The organism is Agromyces cucurbitae, assembly GCF_058349945.1.
This window is the reverse complement of sequence record NZ_JBYRES010000002.1, coordinates 188200-209524: the sequence shown is the minus strand read 5'-3', so window position 1 is coordinate 209524 and position 21325 is coordinate 188200. Positions and strand designations below refer to the sequence as shown.

The 21325-nt window shown below is 70.8% G+C and carries 9 protein-coding genes; 5 read left to right on the top strand and 4 right to left on the bottom strand.

The annotated features are described in order from the left end of the window. Positions 1–79 precede the first annotated feature (79 nt). Positions 80–508 (bottom strand): Fur family transcriptional regulator, encoded by a 429-nt coding sequence (locus AC3RJ6_RS07835; RefSeq protein ID WP_491426427.1) that lies wholly within the window; start codon positions 506–508, stop codon positions 80–82. A gap of 137 nt (positions 509–645) precedes the next feature. Here AC3RJ6_RS07835 and AC3RJ6_RS07830 point away from each other — a divergent pair, with 137 nt between their 5' ends. Next, the gene (locus AC3RJ6_RS07830; RefSeq protein WP_491426426.1) at positions 646–2250 is read left to right on the top strand and encodes an AMP-binding protein; all 1605 of its coding nucleotides are present in this window, start codon (positions 646–648) and stop codon (positions 2248–2250) included. Positions 2251–2378: 128 nt separating this feature from the next. On the opposite strand, the gene AC3RJ6_RS07825 is transcribed toward AC3RJ6_RS07830, so the two are convergent. Further along, positions 2379–2912 carry an adenine phosphoribosyltransferase gene (locus tag AC3RJ6_RS07825; RefSeq protein WP_491426424.1) on the bottom strand — a complete coding sequence of 178 codons (534 nt, stop codon included), beginning with the start codon at positions 2910–2912 and terminating at the stop codon, positions 2379–2381. Between the two features lie 117 nt (positions 2913–3029). Between AC3RJ6_RS07825 and AC3RJ6_RS07820 the strand changes: the two genes are divergently transcribed. Next, the gene (locus AC3RJ6_RS07820) at positions 3030–3542 is read left to right on the top strand and encodes a DUF3817 domain-containing protein (protein ID WP_491426423.1); all 513 of its coding nucleotides are present in this window, start codon (positions 3030–3032) and stop codon (positions 3540–3542) included. A 191-nt stretch (positions 3543–3733) separates the two neighbouring features. Beyond that, positions 3734–4552 (top strand): shikimate 5-dehydrogenase, encoded by an 819-nt coding sequence (locus tag AC3RJ6_RS07815; protein WP_491426422.1) that lies wholly within the window; start codon positions 3734–3736, stop codon positions 4550–4552. Between the two features lie 243 nt (positions 4553–4795). Here AC3RJ6_RS07815 and AC3RJ6_RS07810 read toward each other — a convergent pair whose 3' ends face one another. Together AC3RJ6_RS07810 and AC3RJ6_RS07805 are read right to left on the bottom strand one after the other, a co-directional pair. Beyond that, positions 4796–5995, bottom strand: coding sequence for an MFS transporter (locus AC3RJ6_RS07810; protein WP_491426421.1), 1200 nt, complete (start codon positions 5993–5995; stop codon positions 4796–4798). 380 nt (positions 5996–6375) lie between these two features. Continuing rightward, entirely contained in the window at positions 6376–9348 is a 2973-nt protein-coding gene (locus AC3RJ6_RS07805) for an AAA family ATPase (RefSeq protein ID WP_491426420.1), read from the bottom strand. Positions 9349–9523: 175 nt separating this feature from the next. On the opposite strand from AC3RJ6_RS07805, the gene AC3RJ6_RS07800 reads away from it, so the two are divergent. Further along, positions 9524–18862: a SpvB/TcaC N-terminal domain-containing protein gene (locus AC3RJ6_RS07800; protein ID WP_491426419.1), complete on the top strand. Its 9339-nt coding sequence runs from the start codon at positions 9524–9526 to the stop codon at positions 18860–18862. Between the two features lie 132 nt (positions 18863–18994). Further along, positions 18995–21325, top strand: coding sequence for a phosphoribosylformylglycinamidine synthase subunit PurL (gene purL / locus AC3RJ6_RS07795; RefSeq protein WP_491426418.1), 2331 nt, complete (start codon positions 18995–18997; stop codon positions 21323–21325).

Here is a 21325-nt window from a genome sequence, read left to right as displayed (position 1 = left end):
GACGAGCGCGCGCCCGTGGGCGCACGCTCGCCTTCCGCCGGGTAGGGCCGGCGGAAGCGGTGGGGTCGGATGTCGCGGGCTAGGCCGCCGGCTCCGATCGGCAGTTCGCGCAGAGGCCCCAGAACGTGACCTCGGCGGTGTGGATCGCGAAGCCGCCCGCATCGCTCGGTTCGAGGCAGGGCGGTTCGCCGACGACGCAGTCGACGTCGGCGACGGTGTGGCACCTCGTGCACACGAGGTGGTGGTGGTTGTCGCCCGTGCGCCCCTCGTAGAGGGCGGGCGACCCGGCCGGCTCGATGCGGCGCACGAGACCGGCGCCCGCGAGCGCGGCGAGCACGCCGTAGACGGCCTGCAGCGACGTCGTCGGCAGGTCGGTGCGCACGCGCTCGAACACCGTCTCGGCGTCGAGGTGACCGGGGCTCGAGAGCACCTCGAGCACCGCCGCGCGCGGTGCGGTGGCCTTCAGGCCCGCGGCACGCAGCCGCTCGGAGGCCGTCGTCGAGTGCATGCCCTCACGCTAGCAGTTGTCTTGAATCATTCAAAACAACACGCGGACACTTCCGCTCGCGCGCACCGTGAAGCAGGATGAGTGCCACGCCCGATCGACGATGACCGGCGCGCACGAACGTGATCGAAGGAGATCGCATGGCCACGAGCACCCGCCCCGAGATCGACATCCCGAACGTGTCGGTCTTCGACTACCTGTTCGGCGAACTCGACGAGGCGCGGCTCGATGCGGTCGCCCTCATCGACGGCACGAGCGGGCAGGAGACGACCTACCGGCAGCTCATCGGCCGCATCGAACTCTTCGCCGGGGCGCTCGCGGCGCGCGGGGTGGGCGTGGGCGACACCGTCGCGGTGCTCTGCCCGAACGTGCCCGCGTTCGCCATCGTGTTCCACGGCATCCTGCGGGCGGGCGCGACGGCCACGACCATCAACTCGCTCTACACCGCGACCGAGATCGAGAACCAGCTGCGCGACGCCGGCGCCCGCTGGATCGTCACCGTGAGCCCGCTGCTGCCCGGCGCCGCCGCCGCGGCCGAGCGCCTCGTCATCCCCGACGAGCAGATCATCGTGCTCGACGGGGCCCCGGGGCATCCCTCGCTCACCGACCTCCTCGGCGAGGGCCGGCCCGCCCCCGAGGTGAGCTTCGACCCCGCGACGCATCTCGCCGTGCTGCCGTACTCGTCGGGCACGACCGGACGCCCCAAGGGCGTCATGCTCACGCATGGCAACCTCGTCGCGAACGTCGCGCAATGCCAGGACTCGATCGACCTGCACGACGACGACCGCGTGCTCGCCGTGCTGCCGTTCTTCCACATCTACGGCATGACGGTGCTGCTGAACTTCGCGATCCGCCAGCGCGCGAGCCTCGTGACGATGCCGAAGTTCGACCTCGTCGAGTTCCTGCGCGTCGTGAGCGAGCACCGCACGACGTGGGTGTTCATCGCCCCGCCGATCGCGGTCGCCCTCGCGAAGCATCCCCTCGTCGACCAGTACGACCTGTCGAGCGTGAAGGTCGTCTTCTCGGGGGCGGCGCCCCTCGACGGGGCGCTCGCCGAGCTCGTCGCCGAGCGGCTCGACTGCACCGTCTGCCAGGGCTACGGCATGACCGAGACGAGCCCGGTCACGCACGTCATCCCCGTCGAGCGCCCCGACCTGGATCGCTCGACGATCGGCCTGCTGCTCGCGAACACCGAGGCCCGCATCGTCGACGTCGAGACCGGCGAGGATGTCGCGGTGCCGGCGTCGCCCGACGAGGCGAGCGAACCCGGCGAGATCTGGATCAGGGGCCCGCAGGTCATGGCCGGCTACCTCGGCCGACCCGACGCGACCGCCGAGATGCTCGACGCCGACGGCTGGCTGCACACGGGCGACATCGCGACCGTGACCGCCGACGGCGTCTACCGCATCGTCGACCGGCTCAAGGAGCTCATCAAGTACAAGGGCTACCAGGTCGCGCCGGCCGTGCTCGAGGCCGTGCTGCTCGAGCACCCCGCGATCGCCGACGCCGCCGTCATCGGGGTGCTCGACGACGACGGGCAGGAGGTGCCGAAGGCGTTCGTGGTGCTGCAGCAGGGCGCCTCGCTCGACGCCTCGGGGGTCATGGAGCACGTCGCGGCGAACGTCGCCCCCCACGAGAAGGTGCGCGTCGTCGAGTTCATCGAGCAGGTGCCGAAGTCGGCGTCGGGCAAGATCCTGCGCAAGGACCTGCGGGCGCGCGAGGCCGCAGCCCGGTCGGTCGAGTAGGCGCGCAGCGCCGTATCGAGGCCACCGGTCGGCCGAGTGGTCTCGATACGCGCTTCGCGCTACTCGATCGACTCTTGTCAGTGTCGAGTGGTCTCGATACGCGCTTCGCGCTACTCGACCGACTCTGCTCAGTACTGCAGCAGGCTGAAGACCTCGAGGTCGGCGGGCAGCGCGGCGCGGCCGCCCAGGTCGGCGAGCTCGATCGCGACCGAGACGCCGGCCACGCGCCATCCGGCCCGTTCGATCAGTCGCGCCGCGGCGCCCACGGTGCCGCCCGTCGCGAGCACGTCGTCGACGACGAGCACCCGGGTGCCGGGCGGCAGCTCGCCGACGTGCACCTCGAGCGCGGCCGTGCCGTACTCGAGCGCGTACTCCTCGGTGAGCACCGCCCGCGGAAGCTTGCCCGCCTTGCGTACGGGCAGCACGCCGACCCCGGCGGCGACCGAGGCCGCCGCCGCGAGCAGGAACCCGCGCGCCTCGACCCCGGCGAGCACGTCGAACGTGCCGGCGAACGGCGCGGTGAGCGCCTCGGCGAGCGCGTGGAACGCCTCGCCGTCGGCGAAGACGGGCGTGAGGTCGCGGAACAGCACACCGGGCTCGGGGAAGTCGGGGATGACGGCGAGCCGGGACTCGACGAGGGCGCGGGTGTCGTGCTCGTTCACCGTGGCAGCCTACTCCGGCGGGCCCGGGCGAACCGACTTCAAACCTTCGACGGATGCCTCGGGCCATCCGGCCTTGCGAACATGGAAGCATCCCCCGATGTCTGGAGACTCGACCGCATGACCACCTCACCCGCCACGAGCGCCACCCCCGCCGTCACCGCTCCGCCGAGTCCGCTCACGCCGAAGCGGCTCTACCGCTGGCTCGCGTTCGCCGAGGTCGTGACGTGGACGATCCTCATCGTCGCGATGATCCTCAAGTACGCGGCGGGCATCGAGTGGGCGGTGCTCGTGGGCGGTTCGATCCACGGGTTCGTGTTCCTCGCGTACGCGTTCCAGTCGGTGCTCGTGGGCGTCAACCAGCGCTGGAACGTCGGTCGCATCGCGTTCGCCGTGCTGACCGCGATCGTGCCCTACGCCACCGTGCCGTTCGACCTGTGGCTCGTGCGCAAGGGCCACCTCGAGGGCGACTGGCGCTTCGAGGCGACCGACCACCCCGCCGACGGCAACTGGGTGAACCGCCTGCTGCGCTGGTTCCTCGCCCGCCCGCTGCTGCTCACCGTGGTCGCGGTCGTCGGCATCGCCGCGCTGTTCGCCGTGCTGCTCATGATCGGCCCGCCCAAGGTCGGCTGAGCCCGCTCGCTCCCCACTCCGCCCTGCCGCATCCCGCCCCGCCGCGCCCCACTCCGCCCCTGACGCGCCCTGCCCGCGCCCCGCCCACCCGCCCCGCCAAGGCTCGCGAGTCGCCAAGAGATGCTGCTCGACGAGCGTCGAGGAGCACTTTTCGGCGAGTCGCGTCGTGCGAGCAAGAGGATGATGGACGCATGCCCATCCTCAACAAGGACATGCAGGTCTGCATCTCGCTCGCCGGACGTCCGTCGAACCTCGGCACGCGCTTCCACAACTTCCTCTACGACGAGCTCGGCCTGAACTTCATCTACAAGGCGTTCACGACCGACGACATCGAGGGCGCGGTGCGCGGCATCCGGGCGCTCGGGTTCCGGGGCGCGAGCATCTCGATGCCCTTCAAGGAGGCGGTCATCCCCCTCATCGACGTCGTCGAGCCCTCGGCGGCGGCGATCGAGTCGGTCAACACGATCGTCAACGACGGCGGCGTGCTCACGGGGTCGAACACCGACTACGAGGCGATCGCGCAGCTCATCGCCGACAACGAGCTCGACCCGTCGTCGCGCGTGCTCGTGCGCGGATCGGGCGGCATGGCGAAGGCGGTCGTCGCGGCCTTCCGCGACGCGGGCTTCGCGCACCTCACCGTGCTCGCCCGCAACCCCGAGCTCGGCCCGGCGCTCGCCGCGCAGTACGGCTACGAGTGGATCGCCGACGACCCCGCCCCGGGCGGCGCCGACATCATCGTGAACGTCACCCCGCTGGGCATGCAGGGGGCGGATGCCTCGGCGCTGTCGTTCTCCGAGGAGCACATCGCCGCGGCATCCGTCGTGTTCGACGTCGTCGCGTTCCCGGCGGAGACGCCGCTCATCGTCGCCGGGCGCGCCGCGGGCAAGACCGTGATCTCGGGCGCCGAGGTGCACGCGTTGCAGGCGGCGCGGCAGTTCGAGCGCTACACGGGCGTGCCGATCACGCGCGAGCAGATCGCCCGCGCCGCCGCCTTCTCCCGCGCGGAGTAGGCAACTCGCGTCGCCGCGCGGTCCGCGGTCGCATGCCTGGGCCCGCCGCTCATCGCCCGCCACCGTCCTGCCGAAAGTGCACTCGCTGCCAGCGAATGGGCGACCACTGCACTCTCGACAGGCACTCCGCGGCGAGCGACCCCGCACCGCCGCATCCCCACTGTCGAAAGTGCACTCGCCGCCCATGAACAGGGCGACGAGTGCACTCTCGATGAGACGAGCGCGGATGACTTTGCGCGCGCGTCAGCGATGCACGCGGTTGACGAGCGCCGTCCACACGAGCGCGATCGTCGAGCACGAGAGCAGCGCGACGAAGACCCACGGCAGGGCCGCGAGTCCGATGACGCCGAACAGCGCGGCACCGAGCAGCGCCCCGCCGCCGATGCCCGTGTTGAACGCCGTCGTGTAGAACGACGCCGCCGCGTCGCGGATCTTCGCCGACGCCGAGTGCAGCAGTCGCGTGTTGAGCATCGTCGGCAGCGCGCCGAACGCCGTGCCCCACAGCAGGAAGCTCGCGATGCCGACGACGGGCACATCGGGGAACGCCGCGAGCCCCGCCGCACCCAGCCCCGTCGCGACCATCGCGACCACGAGTCCGACGGTCGGGCGGCGCCCGAGCACGGCGCCCGCGAGCACGAGGCCCACCGCGCCGGCGATGCCGTAGGCGAGCAGCATCGGGCTGATGGCCGTCGACGGCAGCCCCATGACGTCGGTCATGTAGGGCGCGATGTACGTGTAGAACGTGTACATGCCGACCATCGCGACCGCCGTGATGAGGCACACCACGATGACGGGCACGAACGTCGGGTCCTTGCGGATGCGCACGGGAGCGGCATCCGCCTCGCCCGCATGGTGCCGCACGGGCGGCAGGAACCGCTGCACGAGCAGCGCGCCCACGAGGGTCAGCACGCCGACCGAGGCGAACGCGAGCCGCCAGCCGAACGCCTGCCCGAGCGCGGTGCCGAGCGGCACGCCGAGCACGAAGGCCGCCGACCCGCCGGCGACGCTGATCGAGACCGCGCGGGCGAGCTGCTCCTTCGGCACCAGGTGCCCGGCGTAGGCGCCGACGACCGACCAGAACAGGCCGTGCGCCGCACCGCCGAGCACGCGGGTCGCGACGACCGTCGGGTAGTTCGGCGCGACCGCGGTGAGCAGGCAGCTGAGCGCGAGCACGCCGAGCGTGAGCACGATGAGCGTTCGGCGGGGCACGCGCCGAGTGAGCGCGGCGAGCGGAACGGTCAGCACGACGACGGTCGCGGCGAACACCGTGACCAGTACGCCGATGAGCGGCTCGCCGACCTGGAGGCCGCTGCTCATGTCGGGCAGGAGGCCCGTCGGAAGCATCTCGATCGTGACCGAGAGGAACACGGCGGCGGCGAGCACGATGAGCCCGAGCCACGGGAACGGCGGCGCGGGATGCACCGAGGGAACGGAAGAAGTCATGTGACGTGCCTGAACGAACGTCGCTCGTGTGGCGCGGGCGGGGCTCCGCGAATGCGCGAACGGCCACGAGGACTGCGCGCCGATGTGCGCGCCCAGGGTCATCGAGGATGCGACGACCGCGAACCATCTTACGGGAGTGGTGCGCGGCAGCGTTCGAGAGGTCATCGAGGATGCGACGACCGCGAACCATCTTACGGGAGTGGTGCGCGGCAGCGTTCGAGAGGTCATCGAGGATGCGACGACCGCGAACCATCTTACGGGAGTGGTGCGCGGCAGCGTTCGAGAGGCCATCGAGGATGCGACGACCGCGAACCGTCTTACGGGAGTGGTGCGCGGCAGCGTTCGAGAGGGAGCCCCGGCAGCGCCCGAGGATGTGCTGGTCACGCGGGCAGGGCTCGGCGGCGTTCGAGGGACTCGAGCGGAGTCGCCGAACTCAGCGCGGCGACCGCGGCGCGACGGTCGGCCGGGGCGATGCCGCCGCCGAGCTCATCGAGCAGTCCCGCGAGCCGCTCGCCCGCACTCACCGCACCGTCGATCGCACGATCACCACGGGGCACGAGCATCGTGAGCGCCCGGACCTCGATCCCCGCCGCCTCCTGGGCGCGGGCGACGGCGACGGACTCCTCGAGGAGTTCGTCGATCTCGGCCTCGTCGCCACGGCGCGAACTCCCCTTCGTGACGGCCAGTCGAAGGCCGGCGCGGGTGCGCAGCAGCTCGGCCAGATACCAGCGGTCGCCCGTCGACGCGACCGCGGCGAGGGCGTCGTCGATCGCCTCCGTCGCCTGCGCATGATCACCGGTGGCCGCGACGGCCTCGGCCGCGACGGCCAGATGGTACGGCCGCCCGAACTCCATGCCACCCGATTGCACGTGCTCGACGGCGTTGCCGGTCGCGTTCGCCCAGCGGATCACGGCGTCCGACCCGCCGTGCGCCCAACCATCGAACAGCACCGCCACGGATCTCCATCGCGAATGCTCATCGAGTCGGGCCACAGCCGACAGTTCGGCCGCGTACCGATGCACGAGCTCGGGCTCGCGCCGGAGCTGGTGCACCGCGACGACCGACCAGAGGCTCCGGCACACGATGTCGGGCGAGCCCGTCTCGCGTGCGAGTCGCAGTCCGTCGAGCGCGAGTCGTCGGGCGGTGTCGGCCCGGCCGACCAGCCAACTGGCGACCGCCGCGGTCGACCGGTCGAGGATCGCGGCCTCGACCTCCCAGCCCGTGCCGCTGGTATCGCCTGCTGCCGCAGCCCCGGCCCTGGCCTCGACCACAGCGAGCGCAGGCACGGGGGCGCCGCCGAAGAGCAGTGTGACGGCGCGCGCACCGGCAAGCTTCACGGTGAGCGCCGGATCGTCGAGTCCCGCCGCCGCGAGTTCGAAGTCCGCGAACCGCGCGCTCGCGGCGTGCAGGTCGCCTCGCATGAAGTCGAGACTCCACAGCACCTGTCGTGCGCGGGCGACGAGTGGTGACGCCCCGAGCACCTCGCACCAGGCCTCGAGCTCCTCGGCCGCGACTTCCGACTCGACCGACGACGGCCCCTGCACCGTGGCGATCGCGACCGTGAGGACGAGCTGCAGCCGCAGCCTCACGATCGACGGCACCGCTGCCGCGCCAGACGACTCGGCGAGGGCGATGGCATGCTGTGCGAGCCTGCGGGCGCCGACGGGGTCGAGCCCGCGGAGCGCGGCCTCGGCCGCGAGCGCGTACTGCCCGGCGGCGGACGCGGGCTCGCGCCCGTGCTCGAAATGCTCGGCGGCGCGTTCGATCGCCGATTCGGGCGCGCCGCCGGCGGAGAGACGTCGGGCGACGGCTCGGTGCATCGCCATCCGCTGCGCGTCACCCGGTCGCGAACGCAGCACCTCCTGCACGAGGCGGTGCGCGAACCGGTAACGCGCGTCGATCAACCCGTCCGACCACAGCCGGGGCTCGGTCTCGACGAGGAGCCCGGTACGCGTGGACATCGCTGCGAGGGCCCGTCCCACCGCTGCCTCGTCGGCACCGAGTGCACCGAGCACGCCGAGCGCGGCCGCCACCTCGGCGACCGAGCACTCCTGGCCGGCGACCGCCGCGGCCTCCAGCAGGGCTTCGTCTGCCGCGGTCATGCCGTCGAGCCGGTCGACGATCAGCCGCTCGACCTCGACCGGCATGCCCGCCGCCGTGACGCTCGCCGCGTCGGGGGCGCCGTCTCCGCGCTCGCCGATCACGTCGGCGAGCGCGGAGACGAACATCGCGTTGCCCTCGGTTCGGTCGAGGAACGCTTCGACGACGTCGGGGGTCGGGCGGATCCCCGCGGGGTGTCCGGCGAGCAGGCCGGCCACCTCGGACGCGTCGAGCGGTCCGAGCTCGAGGAGTTCGGCCCGCCGGAGTGCGGTCAGGCGCCCGACGACGGCGCCGAGCGGCCCGTGCCGGTGCACGCTCTCGGTGCGGTACGTCGCGAGCAGCGCGAGTCGCGACCTCGCCGAACCGTTCGCGAGGTGCGCCACCAGCTCGATCGCCGCGGGGTCGGCCACGTGGAGGTCTTCGACGATGATGACGATCGGCGTGATCGCCGACATCGCGTCGAGCGCGGCCGCCGCTTCGTGCGCGAGCCGGCCGCCGAACCGGTCGACCCTGCGCCGGAGGGGCTCGACGGTCGGCTCGTCGACGAGCCCGGACAGTTGCGGCAGCCAGTTCGGTGCGGTGCGCCGAAGGATCTCCCGGAAGCTCGCGCCCCACGGCCCGCGGCAGATCGCCGCCATCACGTCGACGAAGGGTTGCAGCGGCGGCACGGCCGCGACGCCGTCGATCAGCGCAGCGCAGCGCGACTCGGCCACGAGCGGCTGCCCGCGCTCGTCGAGCCGGGCGAGGAACTCGCCGACGAGCGTCGACTTGCCGGAGCCGGCCTCACCCGCGATGAACCCGACGACGCGATCCCCGCGGGCGGATGCCGCGACCCACCGGTCGAGGGCTGCGAGTTCGTGCGCCCGACCGACCGGACGCGGCGCGTCCGGGGCATCCGTGGGGGGCGTCGTCGTCACCGCGACGCCGAAGCGGTACCCGCGCCGGTGCACCGTGACGACGTAGTGGGGTGCGTCCGCCCGTTCGCCGAAGAACCGCCGCAGTTCGGCGATGCACACGGCGATGGACTCGTCGCCCGTGGCGCCGTCCCACACCTCGTCGATGAGCTCGGCCTTCGTGACGAGCCCGCCCGCCCGATCGAGCAGCGCGGTGAGCACGCCGGCCGTCTTCGGCCGGAGGTGGAACCGGTCATCGCCGACCGCGAGCGTGCCGGTGGCGGGTTCGAAGCGGTGCCCGTCGAAGAAGAACGACGCGGGCACGACGAATGCCGCTGCACCGCCCGATCGCCCGGTCATGCGACACCTGTTCGTCCGTTCGGAATCCCCAGGCGGCGCCGAGCGTCGCCGACGCCGTCCCCCGCTTGAAGGGTAGTTGAAGGTTTCCTTCATGACACGGCACCAGTTGTGGGGTCGACTGGCCTCGGCCGGCGCATTCCCGCGCGCGGGCCGGAGCGGTTGACGGAGGACGACGATGTCTGCGAAGCGCACGGCGGTGAAGACGGCGGCGGTCGTCGCGGTACTCGGGTTGCTGGCGACGGGTGCGTTCGCCGCGACCGGCGGGTTCGGGGGCGCCGTCGATCCCGGCGAGGCCCTCGCACGCGAGTCGCTGCTCACGCCCGACGACCTCGGCGACGGCTCGTTCGACGGCCTGCAGTACGCCGACCCGACCGAGGGTCTGGCGCTCATCGACGCCCCCGAGGCATCCCCCGACGGCAGCGCGCAACTGTCGTACCCGCTCATCGTGCCGCAGGGCCGCGGTATGACACCCGAGCTGTCGCTCGACTACGTCTCGGAGACCGAGCCGAGCTGGACGGGCCTCGGCTGGGATCTCGGCGTCGGCACCGTCGAGGTCGACACGAGCTACGGCGTGCCGTACTTCGACGCGGCGAAGGAGTCGGAGTCGTACTCGCTCGACGGGGCGATGCTCGTCCCGAACGCGCTCGGCGACGCCTGGGAGGACCGCATCGCCGACCGCCAGGACTTCACCCGCCAGGTCGAGACCGAGTACGAGCAGATCATCCGCCACGGCGACAGCCCGAAGAACTACTGGTGGGAGGTCCGCGACAAGGACGGCGGCATCCGCTGGTACGGTGCGAAGCCCGACGCGGGCGGGCCGATGGGCGGCACGCAGGGTGCCGACGAACCGGGGCCGAACACGGGCGCTCTCGACCCCGACGCGGTCGTGAAGGACGACGACGGCAACATCGTGAAGTGGCTGCTCTCGGCGCAGCGCGACGTGGGCGTCAACGTGATCCGCTACGAGTACGACCTCGAGAAGTACCGCTTCGACGAGGAGGACGAGGCCTGGGTTCGGGATGCCTCGTGCGAGGACGACGGCGACACGATGTGCGCCCGCCACACGTACCTGCAGAGCATCTTCTACACCGAGGCCGCCGAGGTCTCCGACGAGAACCACCCGGACCCCGATGGGGACGGCCCCCTGCCCGAGCCGGACTACCACGAGCAGCCGCCGTACGAGATCCGGTTCGTGCGGGCGACGGAGCTGCGCGACGACGTCACGCTCGACGGCACCGGCCGCTACCTCGACCTGCTCGCCGAACGGCTCGCGAGCGTCGAGGTCTGGTACGGCGACCTCGAGGCCGACGGCGATCGCGACCGCGATCAGCTCGCGACGCGCTACGACCTCGGCTACGCGACCGGGCCGTTCGGCAAGAGCCTGCTGTCGGCCGTGACGCAGGGCGCGGGCACGCCGTCGGCGGTCACGCACACCTTCGAGTACTTCAACGACGTGGGGTACGCCGAGGAGGACGACCCCGACTCCGACGACCCGAAGGTGAGCTACGCCGGCTTCAAGGCCGACGAGACCGGCTCGACGTGGGACTCGGGCGACATCGAGGACCCGGGTACCGAGGAGCGGGAGGACGACCTCGGCGACCGCGTCGCCCTCGAGACGAACGTGAAGCCGGGCGCGCTCGGCGGGTCCGAGTCGAACTCGGCGGAGGGGCACGCCTACATCGGGTTCAACCCGTTCGTGCCCCAGAAGGTGGGCTCGTTCGGCGGGTCGATCCAGGTGGGCGGCGGTCAGACCGACGGCATCGAGGAGTTCATCGACCTGAACGGCGACGGCCTGCCCGACAAGGTGTTCAAGGACGGCGGCCGGGCGACCGCGCAGACCGTCTACTACCGGCTCAACCTCGGCGGCCCCGACGGCGAACCGCGGTTCGGCGACCGCGAGAAGCTCACCACGCTCACCGGCAAGGGGCTGTCGCGCGACCACGAGTTCCAGTTGCAGATCGCCGCCGAGGCGCACATCGTCGTCACCGCCTCGCTCGGCGTCGGCGGCGCGGTCGCGTGGAGCGACGTGTACTTCACCGACGTCAACGCCGACGGCCTGCCCGACCTCGTGCACGAGGGCACCGTCTACTTCAACCGGCTCGAAGACGGGGTGCCGAGCTTCCTCGAGGGCTCGGAACTCACCCCCGTGCCGCTCGCCGACGGCGGCGCGGCGCCGGTCATCGACTCCAGCGAGATCGATGCGCTGCAGCAGAAGCTGCAGGCGGCGTCGCCGCCGATCGACACGGTGCGGCGGTGGATCGCCCCGTTCACGGGCACCGTGCGCATCGAGGGCTCGGCCGAGCTCGACTCACCGCAGGCCGTCGCGAGCGACGACGGTGTGCGGGTGGCGATCCAGCACGAGGCCGACGAGCTGGCCGACGCGAACCTCGTGCTCGACCTGCCGGCGACTCCCGACGACGAGGCGGTCGCGTTCACCGAGCCGATCGAGCGCGAGGTCGACGCGGGCGACCACCTCTACTTCCGCGTGGGGTCGATCGACAACGGCGCCCACGACGAGGTGGTCTGGGCGCCGAGCGTCACCTACACGGAGATCGGCGACGACGCCGTCGTCGACGAGGGCTCGGCCCCGCCCGACGACGACGCCGAGGAGGAGAACCCCGAGCCGCCCGTCGAGGTGCCGCTCGACGTCAACGCGCTCTCGCAGACCGTGTACTCGATCGCCGACGACTTCACGCTGTCGGGCCGGCCGAACACCCGGGTCGTGATGCCGTACGACGGCACGGTGCGCTTCACCGCGACGGTCGTGAAGTCGAAGGCGACGAGCGACGACCTGCGTCTCGTCGTCGAGCACGAGGACAACGACGCACTGACCGACGCCTCGCTCGACATCCCGACCGCGGTCGGCGTGCCGGATGACGGCACGGCCGACGTCGACATCGTCGACGGCGTCATCCCGCACGACTTCGTCGGCACCGTCGAGTTCGCCGCGGACGTCGAGGTGGCCGCCCCGGTCGCGGCCGACCCCGACGACCCCGACGACGTTTCCGAGACCGACACCGTGCACTCGCACCTCGCCGTCGACTCGTCGATCGACCTGACCGCGGTCTCATGGAACCCGGCGATCCACTACACCCAGGCGACCGACGCGAACGGGCAGCCGATCGAGGTGCAGCGAGAGATCGACGGGGTGCTGACCGACACGAAGCGGCTCGACCTCGCGCCCGAGATCGAGCAGTACCCGAACCGGTCGACCGCGGAGCCGATCGCGCCGTGGGCTGCGAGCGCGACCGGGACGTACGAGTCGATACAGATCGAGCACGCGACCCTCTCCCCGCTGCCCGAGCAGCTCCCCTCGCGCAAGGCCGTGCTGAGCGTCAAGGGCGAAGACGGGTCGCTGTGGAAGCAGCCGGTCGAGCTCGTCGCGAGCCTCGACCAGACGAGCGTGACGCTGACCGAGCCGCTCGAACTGGTGAAGGACCGGAAGTACTGGTTCGAGCTCAGCTCGCGCGACACCGCGCTCGCCGACGCGCTCACGTCGGACGACTTCTCGGTGACGCTCCGCACAGGCGACGCCGTACCGAAAGAGGTCGAACCGCCGGTCGTCATCACCTGGACGGGTCTCCAGGGCATCTTCCCGCTCGCGTACCGCGGCTGGGGCGTCGCGGGCTACACCGCGAACGGCGACCTCGCGACCCTGCCGATCGACGAGGACGCGTTCGTGATCGACCCCGAGGCCGAGCAGGCCGCGATGCCGCCGAGCGACTTCGATGGCCTGTGCGACGGCGACGTGAGCGGGTGCGAGGCCGAGCCCGACATCGACCCCTCGTACGCCTACCTGCCGCTCCTCGACCCGGCTTCGCTCGGAGCCGAGGCGAACCCGCTCGGGGCTCCCCAGTGGCGCGGCACCCGCGACAACCTCGCCGCCTCGGCCGACCGGATGCGATCGTCGCGGCTCTCGAGCGACACCGCCTCCCTCGGCATCGGCGACACGGGCGACGGGCGAGGCGTGACCCGCATCTCGGTGACCGGCCCGAGCCTGTCGGTCGGCTTCGGGTTCGGGCCGCTCGGCGGGTCGATCGGCGTCGGCCCGAGCTGGAGCCTCGTCGACTACGAGGACCTCAACGGCGACGGCTACCCCGACGTCATCACCCCCGGCAACGTGCAGTACACGAGCCAGCGCGGTCTGCTGTACAAGAACATCGAGGACCCGGAGCCGCGCTCGGGCCACGTGAACCAGGACTTCACGGTCAGCTTCTCGGGCGGTCTCGAGTCGGGGCTCATCGACATCTCGGGCAGCAACAAGGGCAAGACGAACACGACGAAGGGCAATGCGGCGTCGAAGGGCAGCAAGGCGGGCGACAGCGACCCCGGTCTCGGCGCCGGCTTCGGCGTCGACATCGGCGGCGGCTTCGACCTGTCGTTCTCGAACCCGAACGGCCCCGCCGGCGGCCCGCTCTCGGCCGACTACGGCGTGCCGGGCGAGCGCTCCCTCATTCCGCTCGGCGGCGGCGACACCGCCACGATGTCGCAGGAGCTCGCCGACGTCAACGGCGACGGCCTGCCCGACGTCGTCACGACCGACGCCGACAGCACCTCGGTGCGCTACAACCTCGGCTATGCGTTCTCCGAGGCCGAACTGCCGCTCGCGAACGGCGGCTTCAACACCCAGGAGTCGATCGGCGCGAGCGCCTCGGCCGGCTTCGCGACCCCGTGGGGCGAGTTCTCGGGAGGCGTCGCGTTCAACTGGAACTACGACATGGCGAAGTCCGCGTGGGTCGACGTCAACGGCGACGGCATCCCCGACCGCCTGCTCAAGTCGTCGGCGGCGGGCCAGCCGAAGGTGCAGATCAGCACGGGCTCGGGCCTCGCGAACCCTGCCGCGTTCGGCACGTTCGCCTCGGCCGACGGCGTCGGCGTCGCGGGTCTCGGAAAGGCTCCCCAGGTGTCGTACGACCGCTCGCAGGGCGTCGCCGGCAGCGTCGACTTCACCGTCTACGCCGGTCCGCTCTGCCTTCCCGCCCCGCTCTGCTACCTCGTGATCAACCCGGGCGCGTCGTACCAGAACTCGTCGAGCTTCTCGGAGGTCACCCTCGAGGACATCGACGGCGACGGCTTCGTCGACTCGCTCTCCTCGACCGACGACCACGAGGTGAAGGTGCAGCGCAACACGACCGGTCGCACCAACCTGCTGCGCTCGTACTCGAACCCGCTCGGCGGCACCGTCAGCCTCGACTACGAGCGGTACGGCAACACGGTGAAGCACCCCGGTTCGACGTGGGCGCTCAGCCGCGTCGCCGTCGACGACGGCCGGCCGGGCGACGGCGCGGATGTCTCGACCTCGACGTTCGCGTACGACGACCTGCGGTTCGACCGGCTGTTCCGCCAGTCGCTCGGGTTCGCGAAGATCACCGAGCAGGAGCTCGACGAGCAGGGCACCCCGAAGCGCACCACGGAGACCGAGTACCTCAACCACGACGTGTTCCTCTCGGGTCTCGAGACGTCGACCGTCGTACGCGACGAGGCGAGCGGCAAGGCGCTCAGAGCGGCGAGCCTCGAGTGGGGCTTCCGCGACGTGCAGGGCGTCGGCGACGGATTCGATCCGCTCGCCGAGGTCGACCTCATCGACGTGCCGACGGCGACGAACGTGCTCACGGGCACCGAGGCGCTCACGTGGTCGTATGCGCCGCTCGTGGTCGACAGCGAGGAGCGCTACTTCGCGGCGGACGGCACGACCGTCGGCAACGAGACCGGAACCGCGTTCGCCTACGACGGCCTCGGCAACGTGCTCGAGCAGGTCGACCGCGGCGAGCTCGAGACCGACGCCGACGACGTCATCACGACCATCGACTACTCCGACTGCCGGATCTCGTCGTCGGAGGTCGAGTTCACGGACGACGGCTCGTACGACACCGGCCTCGGCTGCTTCGACGAGACCGACTACTACCCGGCCCCGACCGACGAGCAGGCATCGCCGCTCTTCTCCCCCGACCTGTGCCCGACCTGGGTGAGCGTGCCCGCCGTCATCACCGTGAAGGACGCGGGCGGCGGCATCCTGCGCCAGCGCGACGGTAGCGACGCGGTCTGCGACAACCAGTCGGTCACCCACCTCGAGGAGCGCATCAGCGACACCGAGGACCCGGTAACCCACATCCCCCCGACCGCGGTCACCGACCTGCAGTACGACGCGTGGGGCAGCTACAACCGCATCGTCTACCCCGAGGGCGAGGACGGCGTGCGCTACGCCGTCGAGTACGTCTACGACACGAACGTCGGCCACGCGAACATCGCGCAGGTGACGGAGTACGACTTCGACAGCCAGGACGAGGTCGACGTGTTCCTCGACTACGAGATCGCCACGACGCCCGACCCCCTGCGCACGGGCATGACCTCGACGGCGACGTTCGACTGGGCCTCCGGCCTCGTCGCGAGCCGCACCGATGCGAACGACAACACGACCTCGTACACGTACGACGACCTCGGGCGCATCGCTTCGATCTCGAACGCGCTGCAGGCCGATGCCGTGACGTACGAGTACCACCCCGACGCGACGGCCGGCGGCTACAGCTACGCGATCGCCCGCCACGCGGACGTGTTCAACGGCGACGACATCGATGCCGACCCGATCGAGACGGTGCAGTTCGCCGACGGCATCGGGCGCATCACGCAGCAGAAGCGCGACGCGCGCGTCGTCGACGCGCAGGGCGCGCCGGCCGTCGGCCGCGTCGTGAGCGGCGCCGTCGTGTACGACGTCTTCGGCCACGAGGTCGAGACCTACCGTCCGACGTTCGACACGGTCGCGCAGACGACGTATGAGACGGCGACCTCGGATGCCTCGACGAAGACCGTGCGCGAATACAACCTGCTCGACCAGGAGACGAAGCAGGTCGAGCCCGGAGCGCGCACCACGACGACCGCGTACGGCTTCGGGCAGGCGGACGTCGCCGGCCACGCGGCATCCGTGATGAAGGCTTCGAGCACCGACCCGCGCGGCCGGGTGACGACGACGTTCACCGACATCCGCGGCAACGAACTGCGGATGGACGACCAGCCGCTGAACGCGGCCACCCCCGACCCGGCCGACCTGCTCGCGCCGAAGACGGCGACGTACTCGTACGACCCGCTCGGGCAACTGCTGCAGGTCGTCGACATCGCCGGCGACACGACGACCCACACGTACGACGGCGTCGGCAACAAGTTGAGCACCGAGACCCCCGACGGCGGCCTGGTCAAGACCTGGTACGACGCCGAGGGCAAGGTCATCAGGGACCAGTCGAGCACGCTCCGCGAGGAGGCGCTCATGACGAAGTACGGCTACGAGCTGCAGAACCTCGTGACGATCGACTACCCCGAGGACACGCCCGACGTGACCTACACGTACGGCGAGGCCGGCGCACCCGACAACGGCGCCGGCCGGATCGTGCAGATCGACGACCCGGCCCGCGTGGTGACGCTGGGCTACGACGCGCTCGGCAACACCACGAGCCAGCTCAGCGAGATCAAGCTGCACAACTGGGTGCCGGGCGACCCGAGGTTCCAGTGGACGACCGAGTGGGACTACGACGGCCTCAGCCGCGTGAAGACCATGACGTATCCCGACGGCGAGGTGCTCACCTACGACTACGACGCCGGCGGTCTCACGAAGTCGGTCGTGGGCGACGAGCCGGGGCTCGTGAAGGTGCCCGTGCTCGACGCCGACGGCAACCCCGTGCTCGACGCCGACGGCAACCCGACCTACACCGACGAGCCGACGACGTGGCACTACGACTACGTGAACGACCGGCGCTACGACGAGTTCCTCGTGCCCGCCGCGATCGACTACGGCAACGGCGCGACGACGACGTGGCACTACGACGACGAGACCCGGTGGATGGACAACGTGCGCACCGTGTCGGCGGACCGTCCCCTCAAGGGCAACCCGGCGCACTACACCGAGATCCAGGACCAGACGTACGAGTACGACGTCGTCGGCAACCCGATGAAGTACTCCAACGACGTGCCCTCGACGGTGGCGAACCTGTTCGGCAGCCCCGTCTCGATGACGTACACGTACGATCCGTACGACCGGCTGGTCGAGGCATCCGGCTCGGCGAAGGTCTGGAAGGCGACGCGAAGCTACACGTTCGATCTCGACTTCGACGACGCCGGCAACGTCGTGAAGAAGGCGCAGGTCGACAAGATCGGCAGCAAGGTGCAGTCCGACACCTCGTACTCGTTCGACCGCACCTTCACGTCGGCAGGCCCCCACCAGGTGAGCACCCAGGGCCAGGACACGTTCAACTACGACGCCGACGGCGAGCTGTTCCAGATCGTGAGCGGCTCCGGCAAGAAGGCGAAGATCGCCCGCGAGATCACGTGGGACTGGGCCGGGCACATGGTGCTCGTCGACGAGTACGGCGAGACGACCGAGTACGCCTACGACGACGAGGGCCGCCGGGTGATCGAGCGCGGCCCGAACGGCGAGACGGCGTTCATCAACCCATGGGTGACGGTGCGCAACGGCAACGAGCTCACGAAGCAGATCTGGGTCGACGACGAGCTCATCGCCCAGCAGCGCGACCCGGGCGACGACCCGTACGAGGAAGAGGGCCAGCGGTACTTCCTGCACAAGGACCTGCAGGGCAGCACGAACGTCGTGACGGATGCGACGGGGCAGACGTTCCAGCACCAGGAATACTTCCCCACCGGTGAGGTCTGGATCGACGAGCACTCGACGGTGTACCGCACTCCCTACCAGTACGCGGGCGCCTACACCGACGAGCGGCGCAGCCTGATGGACTTCGGCGAACGCTGGTACGACGCGCGGCGCGAGCTGTTCCTGACCGTCGATCCGGCGCTCAGTGATCCGTTCGGGCTCGTCGCATCGCCCGAGCTGCAGGCCTCCTACGCGTATGCGGGCTCGAACGCGATCAGGTACACCGACCCGAGCGGGGCGCTGTTCACGATCGCGAAGGCGAACGACGTCGTCCGCACGGCGTGGGAGAACTCCGCCGCCTCGATGGCCGCCGGCATGAGCGCGGCCGCCTACCGCGCTGCGGGGGTCAAGCCGGGCCTCGCCAACCAGATGCCGAGATCGTTCGCGAAGCTCAGCGTCGGCGCGTACCAGAAGGCCGCCAAGGACTGGCAGGACATGGCCGAGATCTTCGAACCCAACCCGCTCATCGAGATCGACCTCGACGCGGGCACCGTCAAGATCGGCGCGCCGTACGGCAAGCGTGCGAAGTTCGGGGGTGAGAAGGCCGCGAGCAACACGTCGGGCGGTGCGAACAGCGGGGCGAGTGCGAACACCGGCGACACGGGCAACGCGACGGCCGGGGGAACCCCCGCGATCAACAGCGCGCAGACCACGAACGCCTCGGCGACGTCGAGCGGGGCGGGCGGCACGCCGAAGGCCACCGGAACGGCGAAGCCGCTGCCGCAGACGCCCGCGGCCAAGAGCGGCCACGGCAAGCCGTTGCCCGAGGTGCCGCCGGCCAAGAAGAAGGCCGACGCGGTCTCGAAAGCCGAGAACACGACCGGCACGAACTCGTCGGGCTCGAATTCGACCGCCGACTGAGGCCCGGTGAGCTCGCCGGTCCGGGCTTCGCCCGGGGCGGCCTGCTCACCTGAGCACGGCCGGTAGACTGGCACGGTCAGGCATCCGCCCCGCGGCATCCGCCCCGCCGCCGTTCTCTGGAGCTCGCCACTCGTGACCACCGAAACCACCGCCACGACCGCTGCCACCGCCCCGGTGCTCGACACCGTCGAGGTCGCCGCCGCGACGCCCGAGAAGGAGCAGCCGTACGCCGCCCTGGGCCTCAAGCCCGACGAGTACGAGCGCATCCGCAACATCCTCGGCCGCCGCCCCACGAGCGCCGAGCTCGCGATGTACTCCGTCATGTGGAGCGAGCACTGCTCGTACAAGTCGTCGAAGATCTACCTGCGCCAGTTCGGCAAGAAGGTCACGCCCGACATGAAGAAGAACCTCATGGTCGGCATGGGCGAGAACGCCGGCGTGCTCGACATCGGCGAGGGCTGGGCCGTCACCTTCAAGATCGAGTCGCACAACCACCCGAGCTACATCGAGCCGTTCCAGGGCGCCGCGACCGGCGTCGGCGGCATCGTGCGCGACATCATCTCGATGGGCGCCCGCCCGGTCGCCGTCATGGACGCGCTGCGCTTCGGCGACATCTCGCACCCCGACACCGCGCGCGTCGTGCACGGCGTCGTGAGCGGCATCAGCTTCTACGGCAACTGCCTCGGCCTGCCGAACATCGGCGGCGAGACCTGGTTCGACTCGACCTACCAGGCGAACCCGCTCGTCAACGCCCTCGCGGTCGGCGTGCTGCGGCACGAAGACCTGCACCTCGCGAACGCCAAGGGCCAGGGCAACAAGGTCGTGCTCTTCGGCGCCCGCACGGGCGGCGACGGCATCGGCGGCGCGTCGATCCTCGCCTCCGACACCTTCGCCGAGGGCGGCCCGACCAAGCGCCCCGCCGTGCAGGTCGGCGACCCCTTCGCCGAGAAGGTGCTCATCGAGTGCTGCCTCGAGCTGTTCCAGCAGGATCTCGTCGAGGGCATCCAGGACCTGGGTGCGGCCGGCATCTCGTGCGCGACGAGCGAGCTGGCGTCGAACGGCGACGGCGGCATGTCGATCGTGCTCGACGACGTGCTGCTGCGCGACCCCACGCTCACGCCCGAGGAGATCCTCATGAGCGAGAGCCAGGAGCGCATGATGGCGATCGTGAAGCCCGAGAAGCTCGAGGGCTTCCTGAAGGTCGTCGAGAAGTGGGACGTCGAGACGAGCGTGCTCGGCGAGGTCACCGACACCGGCCGCCTGAGCATCATGTGGCACGGCCAGGAGATCGTGAACGTCGACCCGCGCACCGTCGCCGTCGACGGCCCCGTCTACGAGCGCCCCGTCGCCTACCCGACCTGGATCGACGCGCTGCAGGCCGACACGGCCGCGAAGCTCGACCGCCCGGCGACGGCCGAGGAGATCCGCGAGCAGTTCCTGAAGCTCGTGGGCTCGGCGAACCAGGCGGATGCCGCGTGGGTGACGAACCAGTACGACAAGTACGTGCTCGGCAACACGGCCCTGTCCTACCCCGACGACGCCGGCATGGTGCGTGTCGACGAGGAGTCGGGTCTCGGCGTCTCGGTCGCGACCGACGCGAACGGCCGCTACTCGCAGCTCGACCCGCGCCAGGGCGCGAAGCTCGCCCTCGCCGAGGCGTACCGCAACGTCGCCGTGACCGGCGCCGTGCCGATGGGTGTCAGCGACTGCCTGAACTTCGGCTCGCCCGAGAACCCCGAGGTCATGTGGCAGTTCTCCGAGACGGTCGAGGGCCTGAGCGACGGCTGCCTCGAGCTCGGCATCCCCGTCACGGGCGGCAACGTCAGCTTCTACAACCAGACCGGCGACGTGCCGATCCACCCGACGCCCGTCATCGCGGTGCTCGGCGTGATCGACGACGTCGCCCGCCGCATCCCGAGCGGCTGGCAGGACGACGGCCACAACATCTACCTGCTCGGCGACACGAAGGCCGAGCTCGACGGCTCGGCCTGGGCCGGCGTCGTGCACGGCCACCTCGGCGGCCGCCCGCCGGCCGTCGACCTCGCCGCCGAGAAGACGCTCGCCGAGCTGCTCTCGGCCGCGACGATCGAGGGCCTCATCGACTCGGCGCACGACCTCTCCGACGGCGGTCTCGCGATCGCCCTCGCCGAGGCGGTCTCGCGCTTCGGCGTCGGCGCCCGGGTGTTCCTCGGCGACGTGCTCGCCGACGGCGACCTCGACCTCGCGACCGCGCTGTTCAGTGAGTCGACGGGCCGCGTCATCGTGACGGTCCCCCGCGAGGATGACGTGAAGTTCCGCGGCCTCTGCGAGGGCCGGGGCTACCCGGTGCGCCGCATCGGCGTGACCGACGCGGCCTCGCAGTCGCTCGAGGTGCAGGATGCGTTCACGGTCTCGGTCGACGAGCTCCGCGGCGTCAACCGGGCACCGCTCGCCGACGCGTTCGGGCCGATCGTCGGCTACTGA